Origin of the sequence: Aminobacter sp. NyZ550, assembly GCF_025628925.2 — a bacterium.
In the GTDB taxonomy this organism is placed as follows: domain Bacteria; phylum Pseudomonadota; class Alphaproteobacteria; order Rhizobiales; family Rhizobiaceae; genus Aminobacter; species Aminobacter ciceronei.
The window spans coordinates 3,636,812-3,658,457 of sequence record NZ_CP114190.1 but is presented as its reverse complement, the minus strand read 5'-3'; the positions used below and the strand labels follow the sequence as shown (position 1 = coordinate 3,658,457).

At 62.1% G+C, this 21,646-nt stretch carries 19 protein-coding genes and 1 tRNA gene; 10 read left to right on the top strand and 10 right to left on the bottom strand.

Features of this window, described 5'->3' with window-relative positions; translation table 11 throughout:
* Positions 1-289: 289 nt before the first annotated feature.
* The 3 genes from N7E70_RS18145 to N7E70_RS18135 all read right to left on the bottom strand — a co-directional run bounded on the left by N7E70_RS18145 (position 290) and on the right by N7E70_RS18135 (position 1,306).
* Positions 290-592 carry a hypothetical protein gene (locus tag N7E70_RS18145; RefSeq protein WP_263007205.1) on the bottom strand — a complete coding sequence of 101 codons (303 nt, stop codon included), beginning with the start codon at positions 590-592 and terminating at the stop codon, positions 290-292.
* 97 nt (positions 593-689) lie between these two features.
* A complete protein-coding gene (locus N7E70_RS18140) occupies positions 690-1,073 on the bottom strand; it encodes a hypothetical protein (RefSeq protein WP_263007204.1) in 384 nt (127 codons plus the stop codon).
* Positions 1,070-1,306, bottom strand: a complete 237-nt coding sequence (locus N7E70_RS18135; RefSeq protein WP_263007330.1) for a helix-turn-helix domain-containing protein — start codon at positions 1,304-1,306, stop codon at positions 1,070-1,072. Before N7E70_RS18135 ends, N7E70_RS18140 begins: the two co-directional genes overlap by 4 nt.
* 50 nt (positions 1,307-1,356) lie before the next feature.
* On the opposite strand from N7E70_RS18135, the gene N7E70_RS18130 reads away from it, so the two are divergent.
* Positions 1,357-2,382, top strand: coding sequence for a hypothetical protein (locus tag N7E70_RS18130; RefSeq protein ID WP_263007203.1), 1,026 nt, complete (start codon positions 1,357-1,359; stop codon positions 2,380-2,382).
* Positions 2,383-2,572: 190 nt separating this feature from the next.
* Here the strand turns inward: N7E70_RS18130 and N7E70_RS18125 are convergent.
* Positions 2,573-2,648 (bottom strand) — tRNA-Lys (locus N7E70_RS18125).
* A gap of 262 nt (positions 2,649-2,910) precedes the next feature.
* On the opposite strand from N7E70_RS18125, the gene N7E70_RS18120 reads away from it, so the two are divergent.
* From N7E70_RS18120 to N7E70_RS18100, 5 genes are all read left to right on the top strand, one after another.
* Positions 2,911-3,249, top strand: coding sequence for a hypothetical protein (locus tag N7E70_RS18120; RefSeq protein ID WP_067962214.1), 339 nt, complete (start codon positions 2,911-2,913; stop codon positions 3,247-3,249).
* A gap of 220 nt (positions 3,250-3,469) precedes the next feature.
* A complete protein-coding gene (locus tag N7E70_RS18115; RefSeq protein WP_067962212.1) occupies positions 3,470-4,216 on the top strand; it encodes a cytochrome c biogenesis CcdA family protein in 747 nt (248 codons plus the stop codon).
* A 99-nt stretch (positions 4,217-4,315) separates the two neighbouring features.
* A complete protein-coding gene (gene glmU / locus N7E70_RS18110; protein ID WP_067962210.1) occupies positions 4,316-5,683 on the top strand; it encodes a bifunctional UDP-N-acetylglucosamine diphosphorylase/glucosamine-1-phosphate N-acetyltransferase GlmU in 1,368 nt (455 codons plus the stop codon).
* Between the two features lie 142 nt (positions 5,684-5,825).
* Positions 5,826-7,649 carry a glutamine--fructose-6-phosphate transaminase (isomerizing) gene (glmS, locus tag N7E70_RS18105; RefSeq protein WP_263007202.1) on the top strand — a complete coding sequence of 608 codons (1,824 nt, stop codon included), beginning with the start codon at positions 5,826-5,828 and terminating at the stop codon, positions 7,647-7,649.
* An 84-nt stretch (positions 7,650-7,733) separates the two neighbouring features.
* On the top strand, positions 7,734-8,489 hold the full coding sequence (locus tag N7E70_RS18100) for a DUF502 domain-containing protein (protein WP_067962205.1): 756 nt from the start codon (positions 7,734-7,736) through the stop codon (positions 8,487-8,489).
* Here N7E70_RS18100 and recG read toward each other — a convergent pair.
* Positions 8,441-10,549, bottom strand: coding sequence for an ATP-dependent DNA helicase RecG (recG, locus tag N7E70_RS18095; RefSeq protein ID WP_263007201.1), 2,109 nt, complete (start codon positions 10,547-10,549; stop codon positions 8,441-8,443). The genes N7E70_RS18100 and recG overlap by 49 nt on opposite strands.
* A gap of 92 nt (positions 10,550-10,641) precedes the next feature.
* Between recG and N7E70_RS18090 the strand changes: the two genes are divergently transcribed.
* Both N7E70_RS18090 and mfd read left to right on the top strand, forming a co-directional pair.
* Positions 10,642-10,929, top strand: a complete 288-nt coding sequence (locus N7E70_RS18090) for an FAD assembly factor SdhE (protein ID WP_182574191.1) — start codon at positions 10,642-10,644, stop codon at positions 10,927-10,929.
* Between the two features lie 8 nt (positions 10,930-10,937).
* Complete coding sequence (gene mfd, locus N7E70_RS18085) at positions 10,938-14,438, top strand: transcription-repair coupling factor (protein ID WP_263007200.1); 3,501 nt, start codon at positions 10,938-10,940, stop codon at positions 14,436-14,438.
* A gap of 69 nt (positions 14,439-14,507) precedes the next feature.
* Here mfd and N7E70_RS18080 read toward each other — a convergent pair whose 3' ends face one another.
* The 3 genes from N7E70_RS18080 to N7E70_RS18070 all read right to left on the bottom strand — a co-directional run bounded on the left by N7E70_RS18080 (position 14,508) and on the right by N7E70_RS18070 (position 17,804).
* Positions 14,508-15,050, bottom strand: coding sequence for a GNAT family N-acetyltransferase (locus tag N7E70_RS18080; RefSeq protein WP_263007199.1), 543 nt, complete (start codon positions 15,048-15,050; stop codon positions 14,508-14,510).
* A 227-nt stretch (positions 15,051-15,277) separates the two neighbouring features.
* Complete coding sequence (locus N7E70_RS18075; protein WP_263007198.1) at positions 15,278-15,955, bottom strand: DsbA family oxidoreductase; 678 nt, start codon at positions 15,953-15,955, stop codon at positions 15,278-15,280.
* A gap of 28 nt (positions 15,956-15,983) precedes the next feature.
* Positions 15,984-17,804: an extracellular solute-binding protein gene (locus tag N7E70_RS18070; protein WP_442866465.1), complete on the bottom strand. Its 1,821-nt coding sequence runs from the start codon at positions 17,802-17,804 to the stop codon at positions 15,984-15,986.
* A gap of 234 nt (positions 17,805-18,038) precedes the next feature.
* Here N7E70_RS18070 and N7E70_RS18065 point away from each other — a divergent pair, with 234 nt between their 5' ends.
* Complete coding sequence (locus N7E70_RS18065; protein WP_067966575.1) at positions 18,039-18,665, top strand: invasion associated locus B family protein; 627 nt, start codon at positions 18,039-18,041, stop codon at positions 18,663-18,665.
* Positions 18,666-18,740: 75 nt separating this feature from the next.
* Here the strand turns inward: N7E70_RS18065 and hspQ are convergent, their stop codons facing one another.
* A complete protein-coding gene (gene hspQ / locus N7E70_RS18060; RefSeq protein ID WP_067962194.1) occupies positions 18,741-19,064 on the bottom strand; it encodes a heat shock protein HspQ in 324 nt (107 codons plus the stop codon).
* Positions 19,065-19,330: 266 nt separating this feature from the next.
* Between hspQ and N7E70_RS18055 the strand changes: the two genes are divergently transcribed.
* Entirely contained in the window at positions 19,331-20,293 is a 963-nt protein-coding gene (locus N7E70_RS18055) for an AEC family transporter (RefSeq protein ID WP_263007197.1), read from the top strand.
* A gap of 2 nt (positions 20,294-20,295) precedes the next feature.
* Here N7E70_RS18055 and N7E70_RS18050 read toward each other — a convergent pair whose 3' ends face one another.
* Complete coding sequence (locus tag N7E70_RS18050) at positions 20,296-21,519, bottom strand: UbiH/UbiF family hydroxylase (RefSeq protein ID WP_263007196.1); 1,224 nt, start codon at positions 21,517-21,519, stop codon at positions 20,296-20,298.
* Positions 21,520-21,646 lie beyond the last annotated feature (127 nt).

Below are 21,646 nucleotides of genomic sequence, written 5' to 3'. Positions count from 1 at the left end.
TGCCTGTCGTTGCAATGGGTCCCTCGGCTCGGACGCCAGCAATTCGTCGATCGACAATCGCTTGTAGGGTGGACGTCCAGTCCCGACGTAGACATGCCGTTTGTCCATATTGAAGACCAGCTTCCACCTTGTCGTCTCATCTTCGGCCAGGATGCTTGAGATAGGCTTCATCTTCGACACTCCTTTCGAAAACAAAGACTGCCGAATGCCGATGGGCTTCGCTATCGCAAGAATTGACTATTGACTTGCCGCCGCTGCCGAAGGGTGGCGGGGCTTATTGCTGTTTGGCTCAGAAATCTACCTTGTCGATCCACCAGACCCAGCGCGGCACAAAACACGAGGCAATCGAATACCCTTGCGCGAAGCAATAGCTATCTATCAGATAACCTTCGGATTTCATGCAGATGCGCCGGTACTCGCGGGCATGATCCTGCTCGATCTTATGCTCCATTATGCGCATTTCACACCTGCTGTGGGCCTCGACCGCACGGCTGCTGGACCACGCAAACATGCCGGCTACAGCCGCGCCCAATGCAACTATCGCACCAGCACCGATCATCACGACTTTGAACAACACGATTAATGCATGCATCGGGCATCCCTCCCGTTCTTGGCGAACGTGCCAGAAAATGGCCCGGGGTCAAGGCTGTCGACCGACTGCCTATAGTTTAGAGCGAGTAACTTGCCACTCATTGCTGAGGCGCATTTTCTCGCACATATCGCCTCTTCTGCCAGTCGTAGACCACGCCGGCCGGTCGTGCGAAGCGGCGGGAAATCTCCTTGGTGCCTTCATGCATAGCCTGCTGACGCTTCGCCTTCCTGATCCTGGGCAAGTCCTCGGTGTGGGTCTTCACCTGGGCGCAGTCGTAGTGTGCCGGCCCGCAGTTGGTGTTGACGTCCTTGCCGAGCAGGGCAAGCGCCCGCTTGTGTTCAACGATCCAGCGGTCGTTATGACGGTGGATCGGCCGGCTGCAGAGGCAGCAGGGCGCGACGTTGTGGCCGGTGCAGTTCTCCGAAAAGATGTGCTGCCGGCGCTTGTCGGTCATCCGCTCGCGTGGGGTATTGGCGGTCATTCTCGATCCCTAAGGCGCACGCCTGGTCCCCCGCCATTCTCGGGGATGAATTCAACTCCCGCTTGCTCAAGCGCTATTTTCACCGCTGCCAAGTTGTTGACTGTGGGTATTCGTCGCCCTTTTTCGAAGTCGCGAATAGTGCTCTCGCTAAGGTTCGAAGCCTCGGCCAGCCTGGTCTGTGACCAATCCAATAGGCCTCGCGCTGCACGGGATTGGGGAGGGGTAAGCGGCATCGACATTTTCGTTCCAATTCTCCTAATTCGTTTAACACAAACGAAAACCGTTGACAGTAGAAGACTTTCGAGACTATCGTTTTTTGTACACGGTTTTCGTTAAAAGGGAGTTATCAAAAATGGTCGCCGCCGCTCGCAAAATTCACGCTGATGAATTCCATCCGAACACGATGGTGTCGGATCTGCTGGAGACGCTCAATCTTATGACGGCTGACGATATGCGACCGCTCATCGTCGAGATGAGCGGCATGATCGCACGAAACGCAGCAAAAGCAGTGAATAGCACCACTGAACCCGCCTGGGTCAAAGCCCGCCGTCTCGCGCGCGAACTCCAGGATACACTGCGAGATTGCGACGACGGGGAAGTGATGGCAATCGTGTACCCACCAGCAAACGAGAAAGAGGGCGGCCCAAAACGAACAACAATCTTGTTCGGTGAAGTTGATTGGCGTTGGGCAGAAAATGTGGATCCCTCAGCCAGTGAGGGGGACCTGTCGGCACTTGTCGGGGCTCACAAAGCAGCCTCGGCTGCATTCGAAGCGGCTATCGATAGGGAGGGCGACTTGAAGGAGGCATACTTTGCGGCCAACCGCAAAGAGCATCTCGCACCGCTATCCATTGGAGGCGCGTTGTCGCTGTATGTCAGCGAGGATATGGACGAAGCTTTCTCTAATTGTGAGAAGCGTATGAAAGAAGAATACGATACGCAAATTCGCAAAATTGGAGTGCTTGCAAGGATAGAGCCCCGCCTAGCAGAAGAAGCCCAACTCGCGCTGCATGCCAAGCTCTCAGCCGACGTCGCCGCGTTGGAAAAGCTAACAGCCGAAGAAAAGGAGAGGCAAAGCGCATTCGGTTGGAGCGCGGCAGTAGCCGAATACCAGCGCGCCAGTGATGATGAGACTAAAGCACTCTTGGCGTTGTTGGCGCACCGGTGCACTAGCTTAGAGCAGTGCCGGGCCAAGGCCTCGTATTTGATGAGCGTAACAGACTGGCAGTATACGTACCTGGAGCCAGAGCAGTTGTTGGCTCTGCTTGGATCCTTCGGCGATCCTATTAGCGAGGCCGCTCGTCAATAGCCGGTGCGTGGGCCGTCACGGCGAATCCTGGCGAAGGCGGTTGGAACGACCCTAATAGGCATCTCAGACGTGGCCGATAAACGCGGCCCAATGCCGCCTTACAAGCAGAACCCATAGCGTACCCAAAGCGAACTGAATGCCTATCAATCAGTAGGTTCGCATTATAAGTTACTGATTTTGATTATGTTGTTGGTGAGCGCGCAGGGATTCGAACCCTGGACCTACTGATTAAAAGTCAGTTGCTCTACCGGCTGAGCTACGCGCTCCCGGAGGCCGTATGGCGACCCCGAAATTGCGGCGGAACATAGGGAGAGTGTCCCGGCGGGTCAACCGGAAAAACATCATTGCAAACAGGCTGTCGAATGGCGACCGGCAATTGGCTCTCGACCCTGCAACTCAACTCGCTCGGCATTTCCTGGCAACCCCTCACGCGCGTAATATTACCTCTTGGTGATATTGCTGGCATCCGGCAGCGCTGCTAGACATCGGGGGCCCAATATCGGGCTTATCGTTTTGGACATTTGATAGATGCGTATTCTTTTGAAACTCGCCGTTGCTTCCGTTTTCGCAACTTCCGTCATTCCCGCCGTCGCACAGGCAGAAGACCTTGTCTTCACGCTCAAGAACGGCACGAAATCGGTGCTGACGAATTTCTACGCCTCGCCGGTTGGCGTTGACCAGTGGGAAGACGACATCTTCGGCCGCGACACGCTGGGCGCAGGCGAAAGCATGCAGATCACCATCGCCGATGGCCGCAGCGTTTGCGAATACGACATGCGCTTCGAATTCGAGGAAGGCTCCGACCTCGACACCACCGAGGACAAGCAGAACCTCTGCGAACTCGGCGAATACACGATCCACGAATAGGTCTGGCTTCGAGCAATCTCGGGCTGGTCACGCCGCGAACATGTTCGGCACCTGTTGCGCCGAACCCCGAATAGAGTGGCTATCGGCAATGCACGGCGCAGGAACGCCGAAGAAAACTGCACCGGGCCGGAAGCAACCGGCCCGTTTGCCACAAAATGGTGATTGGTACCTGATTGCCGCTGCCGCTATAGCGGCCCTGCACATTGTGGAGCGGCATTGAATGGCATTGGACGTCGGTTATCTCAGCGCATTGGGGGCGGGCGCCCTGTCGTTCCTGTCGCCTTGCGTGCTGCCGCTGGTGCCGCCTTACCTCTGCTACATGGCGGGCGTTTCGGTCGACGACTTCCGGGCCGAGGGCGGGGCCGCAACCGTTTCCCGCGCCCGCGGCGCGCTTTTGACCGCGTCGGCCTGCTTCGTGCTCGGTTTTTCCACCGTCTTCGTGGCGCTGGGTGCTGGCGCCTCGACGATCGGGCAGCTGTTGCGAACCTGGCAGGAACCGCTGGCGATGGCGGCTGGCGTGCTGATCATCCTGATGGGCCTCAATTTCCTCGGCATCCTGCGCATTCCGCTGTTTTCGCGCGAGGCGCGCTTCCAGTCGCAAGGCAAGCCGGCGAGCAATCTCGCCGCCTATCTGATGGGCCTAGCCTTTGCCTTTGGCTGGACGCCGTGCATCGGACCGGTGCTGGGGCCGATCCTGACGCTGGCCGGCGGCCGCGAGACGGTGGGAGAGGGCGCTGCCCTGCTGGCTGTCTATTCGCTCGGCCTTGGCATTCCGTTCCTGATCGCGGCGCTGTTTTCGGGCGCTTTCATGCGGTTCCTGCAGAAGTTCCGCGTCCATCTCGGCAAGGTCGAAAAGGCCATCGGTGCGCTTCTGGTGGTTGCAGGCGTGCTGTTCCTGACCGGTGGCGTGCAAACCGCATCCTACTGGTTGCTGGAGCGCTTTCCGGTGCTCGGCCAGCTCGGCTAGCTCCAAAAACGTCCAGATAGCCTGTGCATTGGAGGCGATTGCCAGCAATGCTAGAAAGGCGGGCGAATCCCGCCGCTTCTTGCCAATCCGGACGACGCCATGACCTCGAGAACCTGCCTGTCGATCATCCTTGCCGCCGGCGAGGGCACTCGGATGAAGAGCGCGACACCCAAGGTGCTGCACCAGATTGCCAATCTGCCGATGGTGGCGCATGTCGCCAGGGCCGCCGAGGGCGCAGGCGCCGACGCAGTCGCGCTGGTGGTGGGGCATGGCGGCGACGCGGTGAAGAAGGCAGCGGAGGCGTTCGCGCCGAAGGCGGATGCATTCGTCCAGGCTGAGCGGTTGGGTACGGCTCATGCGGTGCTGGCGGCACGGGCGGCGATCGCCAAGGGCCATGACGACATTCTGGTAATGTTCGGCGACACGCCGCTGGTCGAGGCCGATTCGCTTGCCTTGGCGCGTCAGAAGCTTGCCGAGGGGGCTGCCGTGGTCGTCATCGGCTTCCGGCCGCCGAACCCGGCAGGTTATGGCCGCCTGTTGGAAAAGGATGGGCGCCTGGTCGCCATTCGCGAGGACAAGGATTGCACCGACGAAGAACGCAAGATCGGATTCTGCAATGCCGGGCTGATGGCAATTGCGGGCAAGGATGCGCTGAGGCTGCTCGATCAAGTCGGCAATTCAAACGCCAAGGGCGAGTTCTACCTTACCGACATCGTCGAGATCGCCGACAAGGCCAGTCTCATGGTTGTTGCCACCGAGGCGAGCTTCGAAAGCGTGCTTGGCATCAACAACCGGGCGGAACTCGCCGAAGCCGAGGCGATCTGGCAAAAGCGCCGCCGCCGGCAGGCCATGCTCGACGGTGCGACGCTGATTGCGCCCGAAACCGTCTATTTTTCGCATGATACGGAGATCGGCGCCGACGTGCTGGTCGAGCCGAACGTCTGGTTCGGTCCTGACGTGAAGGTTGCCGACGGCGCCGTCATCCATGCGTTCAGCCATCTCGAAGGCGCCGATGTCGGCCCCCGTGCCGAGGTCGGGCCATATGCCCGGCTGCGCCCGGGTGCGGAGCTGCATGAGAAAGCCAAGGTCGGCAATTTCTGCGAGGTCAAGAAGGCGACGGTCGAGAAGGGCGCCAAGATCAACCACCTGACCTATATAGGCGATGCGCGCGTCGGCGTCGGCGCCAACATCGGCGCGGGCACGATCACCTGCAATTATGACGGCTACTCGAAGTTCTTCACCGATATCGGCGAGGGCGCATTCATCGGCTCGAACTCGTCGCTGGTGGCGCCGATTGTCATCGGGGCCGGCGCCTATGTCGCCTCGGGCAGCGTCATAACAGAGGAAGTGCCCGGGGATGCACTGGCCTTTGGTCGGGCGCGCCAGAAGACCTTGCCGGGCAAGGGCAAGGAATTGCGCGAACGCTTCGCCTCTGCCGCCGCTGCGAAAAAGGCGGGTGCAAAGTAACGGCATTTCAATCCTGCCGTGCCATGGATGGTCCTGCCCGGTCGGGCGGCTGATACGTTGCGAAACGGAATGTGACTTCCGCTTGGCTGCTCTGCTGCCTAAAAGGCCGACAGGGTTTTGAGGGATTGGACGGGGCAAAATCATGTGCGGAATCGTTGGTATCGTCGGCCAGACGCCGGTTGCGCCGCTGATCGTGGATGCGCTGAAGCGGCTGGAATACCGCGGTTATGATTCCGCCGGTGTCGCCACGATTGAGAATGGCGAACTGGCGCGCCGCCGCGCCGAGGGCAAGCTTGTCAATCTCGAGCGCCGGCTCAAGGCCGAGCCGCTGGATGGCAATATCGGCATCGGCCATACGCGCTGGGCAACGCACGGCGTGCCGAACGAGACCAATGCGCACCCGCATTTTTCCAACGGCGTGGCGATCGTCCACAATGGCATCATCGAGAATTTTGCCGAGCTGCGTCAGGAACTCATGGCCGATGGCTATGAGTTCACGTCGCAGACCGACACGGAGGTCGTGGCGCATCTGATTGCGCGTGAACTGGCGCGTGGCACCAAGCCTATCGATGCAGCGCATGCGGCGCTGAAGCGCCTCAACGGCGCCTTCGCGCTCGCCATCATGTTCAAGGGCGACGAGGACCTGATCGTCGGCGCCCGCAATGGGCCACCGCTGGCTGTCGGCCATGGCGAGGGCGAGATGTTCTTGGGCTCGGATGCGATTGCGCTTGCGCCCTTCACCAACTCGGTCACTTACCTTGAAGACGGCGACTGGGCGGTGGTGCGCCGCAACGAATTCCAGATCTACACGATGGATCGTGTGCCGGTGGAGCGCCAGCGGCGCCAGTCGGTCGGCACAAGCTATCTCGTCGACAAGGGCAATCACCGCCATTTCATGGAAAAGGAAATCCATGAGCAGCCGGAGGTGATCTCGCACACGCTGGCGCACTATCTCGACTTCACGCAAGGGACGTCGAAGCCGCTCGACTTGCCGTTCAACTTCGCCGACATCGACCGCCTCGCGGTTTCGGCCTGCGGTACGGCCTATCTTGCCGGGCTCGTCGGCAAGTACTGGTTCGAGCGCCACGCACGGCTGCCGGTCGACATCGATGTCGCCTCGGAGTTCCGCTACCGCGAGATGCCGATCTCGAAGAAGAGTGCTGCGTTCTTCGTCTCGCAGTCGGGTGAAACCGCCGACACGCTGGCGTCGCTGCGCTACTGCCGTAAGGAAGGCGTGCCGATCGGCGCGATCGTCAATGTACGCGAATCGACGATGGCGCGCGAATCCGACGTCGTGATGCCGACGCTTGCCGGCCCCGAGATCGGTGTTGCCTCGACCAAGGCCTTCACCTGCCAACTTTCGGTGCTGGCGGCGTTGACCATACGGGCCGCCTCGCAACGCGGGACGATTACGGCGGAAGAAGAAAAGGCGCTGGTGCGCAGCCTGTCGGAGACGCCGCGCTATGCTGCCCAGGTGCTCAAGCTCGACAAGCAGATAGAGAAGGTTTCGCGTGAGCTGGCTTCCTACAAGCACGTGCTCTATCTCGGCCGCGACACCAATTTCCCGCTCGCCATGGAAGGCGCGCTCAAGCTCAAGGAAATCTCCTACATTCATGCCGAGGGTTATGCCGCCGGCGAGCTCAAGCACGGCCCGATCGCACTGATCGATGAGAACATGCCTGTCATCGTCATCGCTCCACATGACCGCATCTTTGAAAAGACCGTGTCGAACATGCAGGAAGTGGCGGCCCGCGGCGGCAAGATCATCCTGATCACCGACCAGAAGGGTGCCGCGCAGGCGACGGTGAAGACACTCGAGACCATCGTCTTGCCCGACGTGCCGGAGTTCATCGCGCCGATCATCTATGCCCTGCCGATCCAGATGCTGGCCTATTTCACGGCCGTGTTCATGGGCACCGACGTCGACCAGCCGCGCAACCTGGCAAAGTCGGTGACAGTGGAGTAGGGCCGACACCCCCTACCAAGATCTGTGTTCCAAAGCGTCGCGCGCTTGACTAATGTTGCGCTGCAAACGGTGCGGCGGTGAACGATGTCGGATGGCCACAAGACTTCTGGGATGACGCGGCTGAGGAACTATTTCCTCACCGGTTTCATCGTCTGCGCGCCGCTGGTGCTGACCATCTATATCGTCTGGTCGTTCATCGGCTGGGCCGACTCCTGGGTAAAGCCGTATATTCCGGCGAGCTACAATCCCGATACCTATCTGTCGATTCGGGTGCCGGGTTTCGGCCTGATCGTCGCCCTGGTGATGATCACGCTGATCGGTTTCCTGACGGCCAACTTCATCGGACGCGCCATCGTCGGATTCGGCGAGCGGCTCCTGAACAGGACCCCGCTGGTGCGCGGCCTGTACAAGACGCTGAAGCAGCTGTTCGAGACCGCGCTGTCGAATAAGAGCGACATGTTCCGGACCGTCGGCATGGTCGAATATCCGCGCAAGGGTGTCTGGTCGATCGTTTTTGTCGGCAATGAAAAGCGGACGGAGATCAACGACAAGCTCGACAAGGAAGGCGACCCGCTGATTGCGGTGTTCATGCCGTGCACGCCCAATCCGACCACCGGATTCCTGATGTATGTGCATCGCTCCGAGGTCGTGCTGCTCGACATGAGCATCGAGGACGGCGCCAAGCTGATCGTCTCGGCTGGCCTTGTGGTGCCAGAACCGGCGCCGGGCGCAGCAGCCAAGAGCAAGGCGATCGAAGGGCCCATCGGCAACCCTCCTGCCGGCGCGCTGCCTCAGCCGGCCCTCAGCAAGCGCACGGCCTCGTCCCTGCCGAACACGTAAAGCAGCAGGCGCAACGCTTCCCCGCGTGGCGACACGAGCTCTGGATCACGAGCAAGGATCAGGCGCGCGTCGTCGCGGGCGATTTCCAGGAGGTCGGCGTGCGCTTCGATGCGCGCGATCTGAAAGCCCGGCGTGCCGGACTGGCGCGTGCCCAGCAACTCGCCTTCGCCGCGCAGTTTGAGGTCTTCCTCTGCGATGAGGAAGCCGTCCTCGGTTTCACGCATGACCGACAGCCGGCGCTTGGCGGTTTCGCCAAGCGGATCCTTGTAGAGCAGCACGCAGGAAGATGGTTTCAAACCGCGGCCGACGCGACCGCGCAGCTGGTGCAACTGGGCGAGGCCGAAGCGCTCGGCGTGCTCGATGACGATGATGGTGGCGTCGGGCACGTCGACGCCGACCTCGATGACGGTGGTGGCGATCAGCACACGCGTTTCGCCCTCCTTGAACGCGCGCATGGCCTCGTCCTTCTCCGCGCCCTTCATCCGGCCATGAACGAGGCCGATACGTTGGCCGAAGACCGGCTGCAGCGAGGCGAAACGATCCTCGGCAGACATCAGCTTGATCTCTTCGGATTCCTCGACCAGCGGGCAGATCCAATAGACCTTCTGGCCTTCGGCGACGGCGTCGCGCATGCGGCCGACGAGTTCCTCCAAGCGCTCGAGCGGCATGGTGACAGTGCGGATCGGCTGTCGGCCGGCCGGCTTTTCGGTCAGGCGCGACACATCCATGTCGCCGAAGGCGGTGAGCACCAGCGTGCGTGGGATCGGCGTCGCGGTCATGACCAGCATGTCGGGCGCCTGGCCCTTGGCGTTCATGGCAAGGCGCTGGTGCACGCCGAAGCGGTGCTGCTCATCGATGACGGCCAGCGCCATGTCGCGGAAGGTGACTGTATCCTGGAACAAGGCGTGGGTGCCGATAACGATGTCGATCTCGCCGCTTTCGAGCCCCGCCAGCGTCTGGGCGCGGTCGCGGCCCTTTTCGCGGCCGGTCAGGATCGCCACGCGCATGCCGACTCGTTCGGCCAAGGGCGCGATTGTCGCCACATGCTGGCGGGCAAGGATTTCCGTCGGCGCCATCAGTGCCGCCTGGCCTCCCGCCTCGACGGCTCGAGCCATGGCCAGAAGTGCGACCACCGTCTTGCCCGAGCCGACGTCGCCCTGAAGCAGGCGCAGCATGCGTTCGGGTTTGGCGAGGTCGGCATCGATCTCTTCCAGGGCGGCCTGTTGCGAGCCGGTCAGTTGATAAGGCAGTGCCGCGCGGAGTGCGTTGACGAGGCGGCCGTCGCCAGTCAGTGGCCGGCCATGCAGCTTGCGCACGCGGGCGCGGACGAGGGCGAGCGACACCTGGCCGGCAAGCAACTCGTCATAGGCGAGGCGGCGCCAGGCGGCATTTTCGGGCGAGGCGTCGATCGGATCAGCAGGATTGTGGACGCGTTGCAGCGACGCCGCGAAAGCGGAAAAACTCTGCCGGCGTATGACATCGCCGTCGAGCCACTCAGGCATCTCAGGCACCCGTTCGAGCGACTGGCCGATGGCGCGGCGCAGCACCTTGGCCGACAGGCCCGCCGTCAGCGGATAGACAGGTTCGACCAGCGGCAGCTTGTCGGCCTCGCTGGCAAGCGCGATGTGGTCAGGATGAACCATGGAGGGGCGGCCGTTGAACCACTCCATGCGGCCCGAGACGATGACTTTCTCGCCCTCGGGCATCGCCTTTTCGAGATAGGCGGCATGCGCATGGAAGAAGGTCAGCGTGATCTCACCTGTGTCGTCATGCGCAAAGACGCGGTAGGGCGCCGAGCGGTTGCCGCGCGGCGCCGGCTGGTGGCGGTCGATGCGGACCTCCAGCGTGACGATGGCACCTTCCGCGGCGAGCGCGATACCAGGTCGGTTGCGGCGGTCGATGACGCTGTTGGGCAATATGAAAGCGAGGTCGCCGACGCGGGCGGACCGGTCGCCGAGATCGGCAGGCACGACCTTTTCGATCAGCACGGCAACCTTAGGTCCGATGCCGGTGAGCGAAGTGATGGGGGAGAACAGGGGATCGAGAAGGGATGGACGCATCGTGTCAGCTTATGCGCTGCTGCAGCCCGGGCAAAGGCTGACATGGCCGGCTATCCACGCTATATGCGCCTCGACATCAGAGGATTGCTGACATGACCGGATCGACACGCTCGAGCGAAGGGCTTGATACGCGCAGGCGCAAGCTTTTGTTCCGCTCCTGGCATCGCGGCATGCGCGAGATGGACCTGATCCTCGGCAGTTTCGCCGACGCCAATATCGACAGGCTGAGCGATGCGGAGCTCGACCTCTACGAGGTGCTGCTCGACATCACCGACAAGGAGCTGCTGTCCTGGATCATCGGCGAGCACCCGGTGCCTGAAGCTGTCGACCATGACGTCTATCGCCAGATCGTGGCGTCGCGCGGCGCGTTCACAGCCTGAGTGAAATCATGAGCCTGACCAAAGCAATCGGCCTGCCCAAGGGTCGCGCCGGACAGTTCATCGTCGACGGCGTCGCCGACGGCTATGAGGCCTTCGCGCTCGCCATCGCCGCCGCCGAGACGGCGCCTGACAAGCCGCTGCTGTTTGTCGCGCGCGACGGACAGCGGCTGCCGCAGATCGTCGAAGCGCTGGCTTTCGTCGCGCCCGACCTGCCGGTGCTCGAACTGCCGGCCTGGGACTGCCTGCCCTACGACCGCGTGTCGCCGGGGTCGGATACGGCAGCGCGCCGGCTCGATGCGCTGGCGGCGATAATCGCATTGAGGAAAGAGCCGCATCGGGCGATCGTGCTGACGACGGCCAATGCGCTTCTGCAGCGCATGCCGCCGTCGGCTGCGCTCGAAGCGCAGGAATTCCGCGCCAAGCCGGGCAACCAGGTCGAGATGAACCAACTGGTGGCGCGGCTCGAACGGGCTGGCTTCGAGCGCGTGCCGACGGTGCGCGGCGTCGGTGAATTCGCCGTGCGTGGCGGCATCCTCGACCTATATGCGCCGGGTGCCGCCGATGCGCTGCGCCTCGACTTCTTCGGTGACACGCTGGAGACGATCCGTGCCTTCGACGTCGCCAGCCAGCGCACGACGGGCAGCCGCAATCAGGTGGTACTGCAGGCGATGAGCGAGGTGGCGCTGACGCCGGAGACGATCAGCAAGTTCCGCCGCAGTTACATCGAAGCCTTTGGCGCGCCGTCGCGCGACGATGCTCTGTACGCCGCGGTCAGCGAAGGCAGGCGCTTTGCCGGCATGGAGCACTGGCTGCCGTTCTATTATTCGCATCTCGAAACGATCTTTGACTACCTGCCCGACGCGCCTGTGGTGTTCGACCATCTGGCGCGCGAGGCTTTGGGCGAGCGCCATGCGCTGATCCTTGATCACTACGAGGCCCGCCGCAAGCAGGGCGAGGGCAAGGGGCTCAAAGATGCCGTGCCCTACAAGCCTGTGGCGCCAGATCAGATGTATCTGTCGCCCGAAGAGGTGTTCACCGCGCTCGCCGACCAGGTCAATGCTGAGCTTACGCCGTTCGACACGCCGTTTTCGAGCGGACGCAAGGTGCTGCATGCCGGTTCGCATGCCGGCCGCAGCTTTGCCGAGGAGCGCGCCGACCCGAACGCCAACGTCTTCGACGTGGTGGCCCGGCACATCGCCGACCAGCGGGCGGCCAAGCGCCGCGTCGTTGTCGCCGGCTGGACCGAAGGCTCGCTCGACCGGCTGACGCAGATCCTCGACGAGCACGAGCTCGGCAACCTCAAGCGTGTGGCGAACATGGCCGAGGTCGAGGCGCTGAAGCCGGGCGAAGCGGGCCTCGCGGTGCTGCCGATCGAGGCCGGCTTCGAGTCAGGTGACCTCGTCGTCGTTGCCGAGCAAGACATTCTCGGCGACCGGCTGATCCGGCGCTCGAAGAGGCGCAAGCGCGCTGCCGACTTCATCGCCGAGGCAGCGTCGCTGTCGTCGGGCGACATCGTCGTCCACGCCGACCACGGCATCGGCCGCTTTGTCGGCCTCAAGACAATCGAGGCGGCCGGTGCGCCACATGACTGCCTCGAAATCCACTACGCCTCGGACGGCCGGCTGTTCCTGCCGGTCGAAAACATCGAGCTTCTGTCGCGCTATGGCTCGGACTCAGCCGAGGCCCAGCTCGACAAGCTCGGCGGCGGCGCCTGGCAGTCGCGCAAGGCCAAGCTCAAGCGGCGCCTGCTGGAGATGGCCGGGCAACTGATCAAGCTTGCCGCCGAACGGCATATGCGCGAAGCACCCGCGATGAACCCGCCTGATGGCGTCTATGGCGAATTCGCGGCGCGGTTCCCCTATGAGGAGACCGACGACCAGCAGAGCGCCATCGATTCAGTGATGGAGGACCTGGGTGCCGGCAAGCCGATGGACCGCCTGATCTGCGGCGACGTCGGCTTTGGAAAAACCGAGGTTGCCCTCCGCGCGGCCTTTATTGCCGCGATGGAAGGTTTCCAGGTGGCGGTCGTGGTGCCGACGACCTTGTTGTCGCGCCAACATTTCAAGACCTTCTCGCAGCGTTTCGCCGGCCTGCCGGTCAAGGTGCGGCAGGCCTCCAGGCTCGTCGGCAGCAAGGAACTTGCCGAGACCAAGCAAGGCATATCAGACGGTACTGTCGACATCGTCGTCGGCACACATGCACTGCTCGGCTCGTCGATACAGTTCAAGAACCTCGGCCTGCTGATCATCGACGAGGAGCAGCATTTCGGCGTCAAGCACAAGGAGCGGCTCAAGGAGCTGAAGAGCGACGTGCACGTGCTGACGTTGTCGGCGACGCCGATCCCGCGCACGCTGCAGCTGGCGCTGACCGGTGTGCGCGAGTTGTCGCTGATCGCCACGCCGCCGGTTGACCGCATGGCGGTGCGCAGTTTCATCTCGCCCTTCGACCCATTGGTCATCCGCGAGACGCTGCTGCGCGAGCGCTATCGCGGCGGCCACAGCTTCTATGTCGTGCCGCGCATCGCCGATCTCGCCGAAATTCATCAGTTCCTGCAGGAATCGGTGCCTGAATTGAAGGTGGCGGTGGCGCATGGCCAGATGCCGCCAGGCGAGCTCGACGACATCATGAACGCCTTCTATGACGGCCAGTACGACGTGCTGCTGTCGACGACCATCGTCGAATCGGGCCTAGACATTCCGACCGCAAACACGCTGATCGTGCACCGCGCCGACATGTTCGGCTTGGCGCAGCTCTATCAGCTGCGTGGGCGCGTCGGGCGCTCTAAGGTGCGCGCCTATGCGTTGTTCACGCTGCCCGCCAACCGGACGCTGACTGCCACCGCCGACCGCAGGCTCAAGGTGCTGCAGTCGCTCGATACTCTGGGCGCCGGCTTCCAGCTCGCCAGCCACGACCTCGACATCCGTGGCGCCGGCAACCTCCTCGGCGAGGAGCAGTCGGGCCACATCAAGGAAGTCGGCTTCGAGCTCTACCAGCAGATGCTGGAAGAGGCAGTGGCCGAGCTGCGCGGCAGCGGCGAGGCGATCGACACCGGCTGGTCGCCGCTGATCGCTGTCGGCACGGCTGTCATGATCCCGGAAGGCTATGTGCCCGACCTGCAGCTCAGACTGGCGCTCTACCGTCGACTTGGCGATCTCGAAAACACCGAGGAGATCGACGGTTTTGGCGCCGAGCTCATCGACCGCTTCGGGCCGTTGCCGGAGGAGGTCAAGCACCTGCTCAAGATCGTCTTCATCAAGGCTTTGTGCCGCAAGGCCAATGTCGAAAAGCTGGATGCCGGGCCGAAGGGCGTGGTGGTGCAGTTCCGCAAGAAGGAGTTTGCCAACCCGGCGGGTCTGGTGCGGTACATCGCCGAGCAGGGTACGCTGGCCAAGATCAGGCCGGATCACTCGGTGGTGTTCGCCCGCGACTGGCCGAACCCTGAAAAGCGCCTGGCCGGCTCGGCCGTCATCATGACGCAACTGGCGAAGTTGGCCGAACAGGCGGCTTGAGATGCCGTGCGCCTGGGATAGGGACCGGCATCGCCAGGGGCGCGATGCCGGAGCAGCCGCTGGATTGGATCAGGTGTCCGTAAGGCGCAACGTCATGTTCCAGCGGTCCAACCCTGGCGCGAAACCATCGGGCGTGACTCTCCAGGCGGTGAAGCCGAACTTCTCATAGAAGCCATGGGTGTGTTGGCTGGTTTCCAGGATCAGTTCTGCGATGCCAGGGATAGCGCGTGCCTGCGCCAATCTGGCCTGCGTCAGTCTGGTCCCCAGACCCTGTCCGTGAAACACCCTGTCGACCATTCCCCATGCCAAGCTGGCGCGCTTGCGTTCTGGCTCGACTGCCAGCCCGCCACAGGCGATGTCCGACCCACTGCGTGTGAGCACCAGATAGGACCAACCTTCGGTAGCGATGCTTTCCAGAAATTGGCAAAAGTCCGCGCGCTCTTCCGGTGCAAAGAAGGTCGGCACGTTGCTGTAGAATATCGCCAGACAGGCGGCAAAGTCTTCGGCCACGTAGGGCCGGGAGTTATGTCTTTCATTGCGGAAATTGCCTCGAACGATCGGGGTTACTTGCGTAGTCCAATTGCTGTTTCTGGCCAAGAGTGGCCTGAGCATGCGAGGGGTGTCACCCTCACGCGTCGTCGCGAATTCACACAAGGCCCTTGGCCGCGCCATGCCGTAGCGTCCATGAAGCCATTAATCGCCGATGTCGGCCCCAACGGGCACTGATGCTCCATCGCTGGCACTGCTCATCGAAAAAACTAAAAAAAGCCCCGATCGCCGAAGCGAAGGGGGCTTTGGATACATTGTATCACACCGACCGGCGCAGCGGCCGGGCGGGCTTAGTTGAGCGTCGGCTCGCCGGCAGCCTTTTCGGCCGCCACCTGGCGAATGGCATCGGCAAGGGTGGCCGAGTCCTGGGCGCCCATGACCGCGTATTTGCCGTCGAGCAGGAAGCAGGGCACGCCTGTGATCCCCATGCGCGAGGCGGTGACGATCTCGTTGGTGACGTCGTCGCGGTCGGCGTCGGTGGCGAGCAGCGATTCGACGACAGCCGTATCCATGCCGGCTTCACGCGCTGCTTCGACCAGCACGGCGTGGTCACCGATGTTCTTGCCCTGCTCGAAATAGAGGCTGAACAGCAAACGCGCGAGCTTGTCCTGCGCCCCGTCTCCCGAAGCCGCTGCCCAGCGGATGAGGCGGTGGGCGTCGAGCGTGTTCGGCGCAACCGTGATGGCGTCGAAGTCGAACGAGATGCCTTCGACAGCACCCAGTGAGACCAGATTGGCGTGGACCTGTTTCAGCCGGTTCTCGTCCGAGAATTTCGCCAGCATGTAGGCCTTGCGTTCCTTGCCCTCGGGCGGGATCGTCGGGTCGAGCTGGAACGGGCGCCAATGCACCTCGGCCTTGATGTCGGGCAGGCTGACGAGCGCGTTTTCGAGGCGCTTCATGCCAAGAAAACACCACGGGCAGACAACATCCGAGACGACGTCGATGGTGATCTGGTTCTGTTCAGTCATGGAAAAGTCCTTAGCTCAAGCAGTTCGATTAACCGCCCTGACTCCACCAGACCGGCAACTGATAGCCAAATATGGGTGTTTTTTCCGGATGTTTTAGTCTCTTCGCAAATGCGATCCACTGCTCGGAGTTGTGTTGGAACGGCACCATGTAGTTGCCGGAGATCAAGAGACGGTCGAGGGCACGCACAGCAGCCACGAAATCTTCCTTCTCGCGCGCCTTGAGCATGGCGTCGATCATGGCGTCGACGGCGGGGCTGGAAACGCCGGCAAGATTGAATGAGCCAGGCTTCTGGGCCGACGACGAGCCCCAGCGCCCGATCTGTTCGATGCCCGGCGACAGGGTGCCGGTGAAGCCTGTGACGCCGATCAGTGCGTCGAATTCGAAAGCCTGCTTGCGTGACTGAATCTGGTCGGCTTCGAGCGCGCGGATGGTGACCGCGATACCGAGCTTTTCCAGCGTGCGCTGGTAAAGCGCGGCAAGCCGCTGCTCGGCCTCGGACGAAGTCAGGATCTCGAATGCGAAGGGCGCGCCTTGTGCATCGAGCATCTTGCCGCCCTGCAAGGTGTAGCCGGCGGCCTTGAACAGCTCGAATGCCTGTTTCATCACCTTGCGGTCCTGGCCGGAGCCGTCGGTGACAGGTGGGCGCCATGTGCCGTCCATGATGTCGGGGCGCACCGCATCGGGGAAGGGCGCCAGCAGCGCCTTTTCCTTGTCGTTGGCCGGCACGCCAAAGGCGGAAAGCTCCGAACCCTGCCAATAGCTGACGGTGCGCTCATACTTGCCGGCGAACAGGTTTCGGTTGGCCCATTCGAAGTCGTAAAGCATGCCGAGCGCCTGGCGAACCTCAGGGTTGGCGAATTTCGCCAGCCGGGTGTTGAACATGAAGCCGGTGACGACAGGCGGAAGGCCGCTCTTGAAGGTCTCGGCGACGATGTCGCCGTTCTTGAAGGCAGGGAAATCGAAGCCACGTGCGCGCTTGACTGGATCGGCCTCGGTAAAGGTGTCGCAGATGCCCTTCTTGAACGCCTCGAACTGGGCAGCGGCGTTGAGGAAATACTCGATGGTGATCTGGTCGTAATTGTCGAAGCCGCGCTTGGACGGGATGTCGCGTGCCCAATATTCGGGATTGCGCTTGAAGACGATGCGCTCGCCGGGCTTCACTTCGGCAACCGTATAAGGGCCGCTGCCGACGAGCGGTTTCAGTGTGGTCTGGTCGAACGTGTCCTTGGAGAAGGCGTGTTTGGGCACGATCGGCGTCAGCGCGATGATCAGTGGGAATTCGCGGTCGGCCTTGTCATTGAAGGTGAAGCGGACGCTGTTGTCCCCGGTCTTTTCGATCTTCTCGATCTTGGCCATGCGGTCGCTGTAGGGCGGGCGTCCCTTTTCGGTGAAGACCTCATAGGTGAAGATGACATCGTCGGGCGTGATCTGCTGGCCGTCCGACCACTTGGCGTTGGGGTCGAGGTGGAACTCGATCCATTTGCGCTCGGGGTCGATGTCGACCGACTTGGCAGTCAGGCCGTAGATGCTGAAGGCCTCGTCGGCACTGCGCTGCATCAGCGATTCGAAGACGAGATTGCCGTAGATCGTATCTATCATGCCGCGCGCGGTGGTGCGCAGGCTCTTGATGATGAACGGGTTGAGATTGTCGAAGCTGCCGATGACGCAGTAGGTGATCTTACCGCCCTTGGGGGCGTCGGGATTGGCGTAGGGAAAGTTCTTGAAATCGGCGGGCAGGGCAGGGGTGCCATGCATGGAAAGGCCATGAACGGGCTCGGCCAGAGCGGCGCGCGGCGCCAGAGTTGTGATGGCGGCGGTGGCAACCAGCAGCGAAAGAGTGCGTCTCACGACGATTCTCCACGAATTCGGGGAAGCTTTGATGATTCGAAGCGTAGCGCAGGCGTATGTGGCCCGTCCATTGCTGGCTCAAGGCACAAGAAATGCATGGAAACAGGCTGGATTCGCGGCTCGCGGCAGTGTAACACGCGCGGCGAAGTCATGCTGTTGCCTCATTTGCCCAACAGGTAGCGTCGACACACGGCTAGGGCCGGTTCCGGGATTGTTTGAGAGGAATTCATGAAGATGACGAGCCAGAAATTCGACGGTCTCCGCCTGTCGGCCTTGGCGGCTGGCGTTGCCGGTCTGCTGGCGTCGGGCCTCGCGCCGGCCGCTGCGCAGCAGCAGCAGGTGCCGCAGGGCTGGTTCAAGGCCTGTTCCAAGCAGGCTGACGTCGATATCTGCAACGTGCAGAACATCCTGACCGCGAGCAACGGCCAACTGGTCACCGGCATCTCGATGATCGAGCTCAAGGGCAAGGTCAACCGCAAGGTGTTCCAGGTCACCGTGCCGAGCGGCCGCCTCATCCCTCCGGGAATCGGCCTGCAGGTCGATGGCGCCAAGGCCCAGAAGCTGGAATACGTGATCTGCTTCCCGGACCGCTGCGTGGCCGAGATCGCCCTGACCGACGCGCTCGTCGGCTCGTTCAAGAAGGGCACCGACCTGACCCTGACCTCGATCAACTTCCAGAACCAGCCGAACCCGATCAAGGTTTCGCTGTCGGGATTCACCGGCGCCTTCGATGGCGAGCCGCTGAAGCAGTCGGACCTGGAAGACCGCCAGAAGAAGCTCCAGGAGTTCGTGTCGAAGAACAACGAGGACTTCGCCAAGAAGCTCAAGGAAGAACAGGACAAGGCCAAGACGGCCAACTGATCGACCTGACCGTACTGAACTGAAAGAAAGCGGGGTTTCGGCCCCGCTTTTTTGTTGCATATCAACTGGTTGCGTCTAGTGGCTGCTACGCGCCTTGGGGGCGTAGTGACCGTCCGCTGTCTTGTCGAAAAACTCACCGACCTGCGGATGCCGCACCGGCTCGCCGGAGCTGTCCTCGAGCAGGTTCTGCTCGGAGACATAGGCGACGTATTCGGTCTCCGCATTCTCTGCGAGGAGGTGATAGAAGGGCTGGTCACGCCGCGGGCGCACGGCGGCGGGGATCGCGTCGTACCACTCCTCGGTGTTGGCGAATTCGGGGTCGACATCGAAGATCACGCCCCGGAACGGGAAGACCCGGTGGCGCACCACCTGTCCGATCGAGAATTTTGCCGTCTTCATGGATCACCTGCACCGCGTGAGAGTTGCCAATTCACACGCGCTTTCAATCGCTTAGGACACGTTCGAGGTCGATAAGACCCACTGGCCCTGCCAATCGCGCCCTTCCAAGTTCCTATTTGGCGCAGCAAGGCAGCCATTTCAATGGCATAGCGGCTTGACGGCCGGTCCGGCGGCACGATACCGGCTGGTAGCAATGCTCCATCGCGCATCCGTCGCCGTTTGGCGGCGAACGCGCCTTTTCCAGCACGAGAAGCGGGAAAGCGCCGATGTCTGAGGTGATCGGTCTGGTCTTGCCCTTTTTCGGGCTGATCTTCATGGGTTTCGTCGTTGCCCGGATCACCCGGCAGCCGCTGGAAGCGCTCGGCTGGATGACGACCTTCATCGTTTATGTCGCCCTGCCGGCGCTGTTTTTCCAGCTGCTGGCCAAGACGCCGTTCGAGCGGCTGACCGAATGGGGCTACATATCAGGCGCGGTGTTCTCGACCTTCGTCATCTTCATGCTGATGTTTACGGCCTCCTGCATCCGAGGGCGCGGCGAGATCGCCGAATCGACGATCAAGGGGCTGGCGTCGGCCTATGGCAATATCGGCTACATGGGCCCAGGTCTGGCGCTGCTGGCCTTCGGCGAGGAGGCGGCGGTTCCAGTCGCACTGATCTTCTGTTTCGAAAACATCATGCATTTCACCGTAGCACCAATGATGATGGCGCTGGCCGGCGACGAGCCGCGCTCGCCGATGAGCGTTGTTCTGGACGTGGTCAAGAAGATCGCCTTTCATCCGTTCATCATTGCAACGGCGATCGGCGTGCTCGCGGCCTATGTCGAATTCCGGCCGCCCCTGCCAGTCGAACGTTTCCTTGAATATCTGTCGCGGGCGGCAGCACCCTGCGCATTGTTTGCCATGGGCGTGACGCTGGCCTTGCGGCCGTTGAAGCGGGTGCCGCATGAGATGGTGCCGATCGCGCTGCTCAAGCTGATCCTGCATCCGCTGCTGTGCTACGTCGTGCTGAGCTGGGTTGGCAATTTCGAGCCGGTCTGGCTGTTCTCGGCCATGCTCATGGCGGCATTGCCGACGGCGACCAATGTCTTCGTCATCGCCCAGCAATATGGCGTCTGGGTTGAGCGGGCTTCGGCCAGCGTGCTGGTCACCACCTGTCTGTCTGTCTTGACGGTGACCGGGCTGCTTTACGCGATCCAGCACGGCATTTTGCCGCCGGATCTCTTTCCTTAAGCTCAGTCGGTGGCAGCGTCGCCGCCGCGGCGCGGCGAACGAATCCCGGCGACGGCCGACGAAAAGCCGCTACCCGGGCGCAGGCCTTCGCGCATGAAGAAGGCACGGAGTGGCGAGAAGACGCCGAGAACGTTGAGGCCGGCGCTGCGCGCCAGCTGCGCCGGCAGCATGTCGGACAACAGCGACCTGTTGAGCAGGTTCACCGCGCTGGTGCGGGCAACAATGTCGGGACGCCGTGCGGCATCATAGGCTGCCAGCGCTTCTGGAGCCCCGGAATCGTCGCGATGTTTGGCTGCCGTTTCAACGAGTTGGTCGACATCCCTGATGCCGAGATTGAGCCCTTGCGCGCCGATCGGCGGAAACACATGCGCTGCTTCGCCGACCAGGGCGATGCGGTTCTGGGCGAAGCGCAGCGGCAAGGATGTCGACAAAGGGTAGATCTGGCGTCCGCCCTCGATCGTGACGCGGCCGAGCATCGACTGCATCTGCTGCTCGACACGTTGCGACAGCGCATCGGCGCCGACGCTGGCGAATTCCTTGGCGGTTTCGGGTCTGAGCACCCAGACGAGGCTTGAGCGGCGGCCGGGTAGCGGCACTTGGGTGAATGGCCCGGTTTCGGTGTGGAATTCGGTCGAGGTGAAGGCGTGGTCACGACTGTGGACGAAATTCAGCACCAGAGCGGCCTGTGGCAGCGACTGCGCTGAGGCCGAAATGCCGGCGGCCTGGCGGGCCGGTGAATTCCTGCCATCGGCGGCAACCGCCAATGGCGCTTCAACCAACGTGCCGTCCGATAGCGTGGCAATCACCTTGCCGGGCTCAAGGGTCCAGTTGTCGACCATGGCGCGGCGCCACTCGATTCCCGAATGGGCTTCGACCGCCTTTTCCAGGACTGCATTGAAGACGCGGTTCTGGAAGTTCAGCCCAAAATGCTCTTCGCCGATCTCGCCGGCGCGGAAGGTGACCATCGGACTGCGGATCAGCCGCGACGTGCCGTCGATGATGCGCATCACCTTGAGGGGAGCAGCATCTGGCTCGAGCGAATCGAGCATGCCGAGCGTGGCCAGGAACTTCAGCGCCGGGACCATTAGAGCTGTGGTGCGGCCATCGTCGGTCCGGGCCGGCGGTCCGGCAAGCACGACGCTGAAGCCGGCCTTGGCAAAGGCGAGGGCTGATATCAACCCCACGGGCCCGGTGCCTGCCACCAGAATTCTCGTGTCGACGCTCATCGGCAGCCCATGCTGTTCCAGTGCTGTCTCAGCACCTCGGTTTTCCCGGTATATTGCAGGCCTAAGCCATTGATCAACGCGGCGATTCATCCCATTCGGTCGCAACTGTCGATCCCGGCGCAATTTC

Bases quoted from the DNA above. Each gene is read 5' to 3' on its own strand.
- mfd (WP_263007200.1), top strand. From the start codon at position 10,938: ATGAGCCTGACCAAAGCAATCGGCCTGCCCAAGGGTCGCGCCGGACAG.
- N7E70_RS18050 (WP_263007196.1), bottom strand. From the start codon at position 21,519: ATGAGCGTCGACACGAGAATTCTGGTGGCAGGCACCGGGCCCGTGGGG.
- glmS (WP_263007202.1), top strand. From the start codon at position 5,826: ATGTGCGGAATCGTTGGTATCGTCGGCCAGACGCCGGTTGCGCCGCTG.
- N7E70_RS18145 (WP_263007205.1), bottom strand. From the start codon at position 592: ATGCATGCATTAATCGTGTTGTTCAAAGTCGTGATGATCGGTGCTGGT.
- hspQ (WP_067962194.1), bottom strand. From the start codon at position 19,064: ATGAAGACGGCAAAATTCTCGATCGGACAGGTGGTGCGCCACCGGGTC.
- N7E70_RS18055 (WP_263007197.1), top strand. From the start codon at position 19,331: ATGTCTGAGGTGATCGGTCTGGTCTTGCCCTTTTTCGGGCTGATCTTC.
- N7E70_RS18115 (WP_067962212.1), top strand. From the start codon at position 3,470: ATGGCATTGGACGTCGGTTATCTCAGCGCATTGGGGGCGGGCGCCCTG.
- recG (WP_263007201.1), bottom strand. From the start codon at position 10,549: ATGCGTCCATCCCTTCTCGATCCCCTGTTCTCCCCCATCACTTCGCTC.
- N7E70_RS18080 (WP_263007199.1), bottom strand. From the start codon at position 15,050: ATGCTCAGGCCACTCTTGGCCAGAAACAGCAATTGGACTACGCAAGTA.
- N7E70_RS18075 (WP_263007198.1), bottom strand. From the start codon at position 15,955: ATGACTGAACAGAACCAGATCACCATCGACGTCGTCTCGGATGTTGTC.
- N7E70_RS18140 (WP_263007204.1), bottom strand. From the start codon at position 1,073: ATGACCGCCAATACCCCACGCGAGCGGATGACCGACAAGCGCCGGCAG.
- N7E70_RS18065 (WP_067966575.1), top strand. From the start codon at position 18,039: ATGACGAGCCAGAAATTCGACGGTCTCCGCCTGTCGGCCTTGGCGGCT.
- N7E70_RS18100 (WP_067962205.1), top strand. From the start codon at position 7,734: ATGTCGGATGGCCACAAGACTTCTGGGATGACGCGGCTGAGGAACTAT.
- N7E70_RS18135 (WP_263007330.1), bottom strand. From the start codon at position 1,306: ATGCCGCTTACCCCTCCCCAATCCCGTGCAGCGCGAGGCCTATTGGAT.
- N7E70_RS18120 (WP_067962214.1), top strand. From the start codon at position 2,911: ATGCGTATTCTTTTGAAACTCGCCGTTGCTTCCGTTTTCGCAACTTCC.
- glmU (WP_067962210.1), top strand. From the start codon at position 4,316: ATGACCTCGAGAACCTGCCTGTCGATCATCCTTGCCGCCGGCGAGGGC.
- N7E70_RS18090 (WP_182574191.1), top strand. From the start codon at position 10,642: ATGACCGGATCGACACGCTCGAGCGAAGGGCTTGATACGCGCAGGCGC.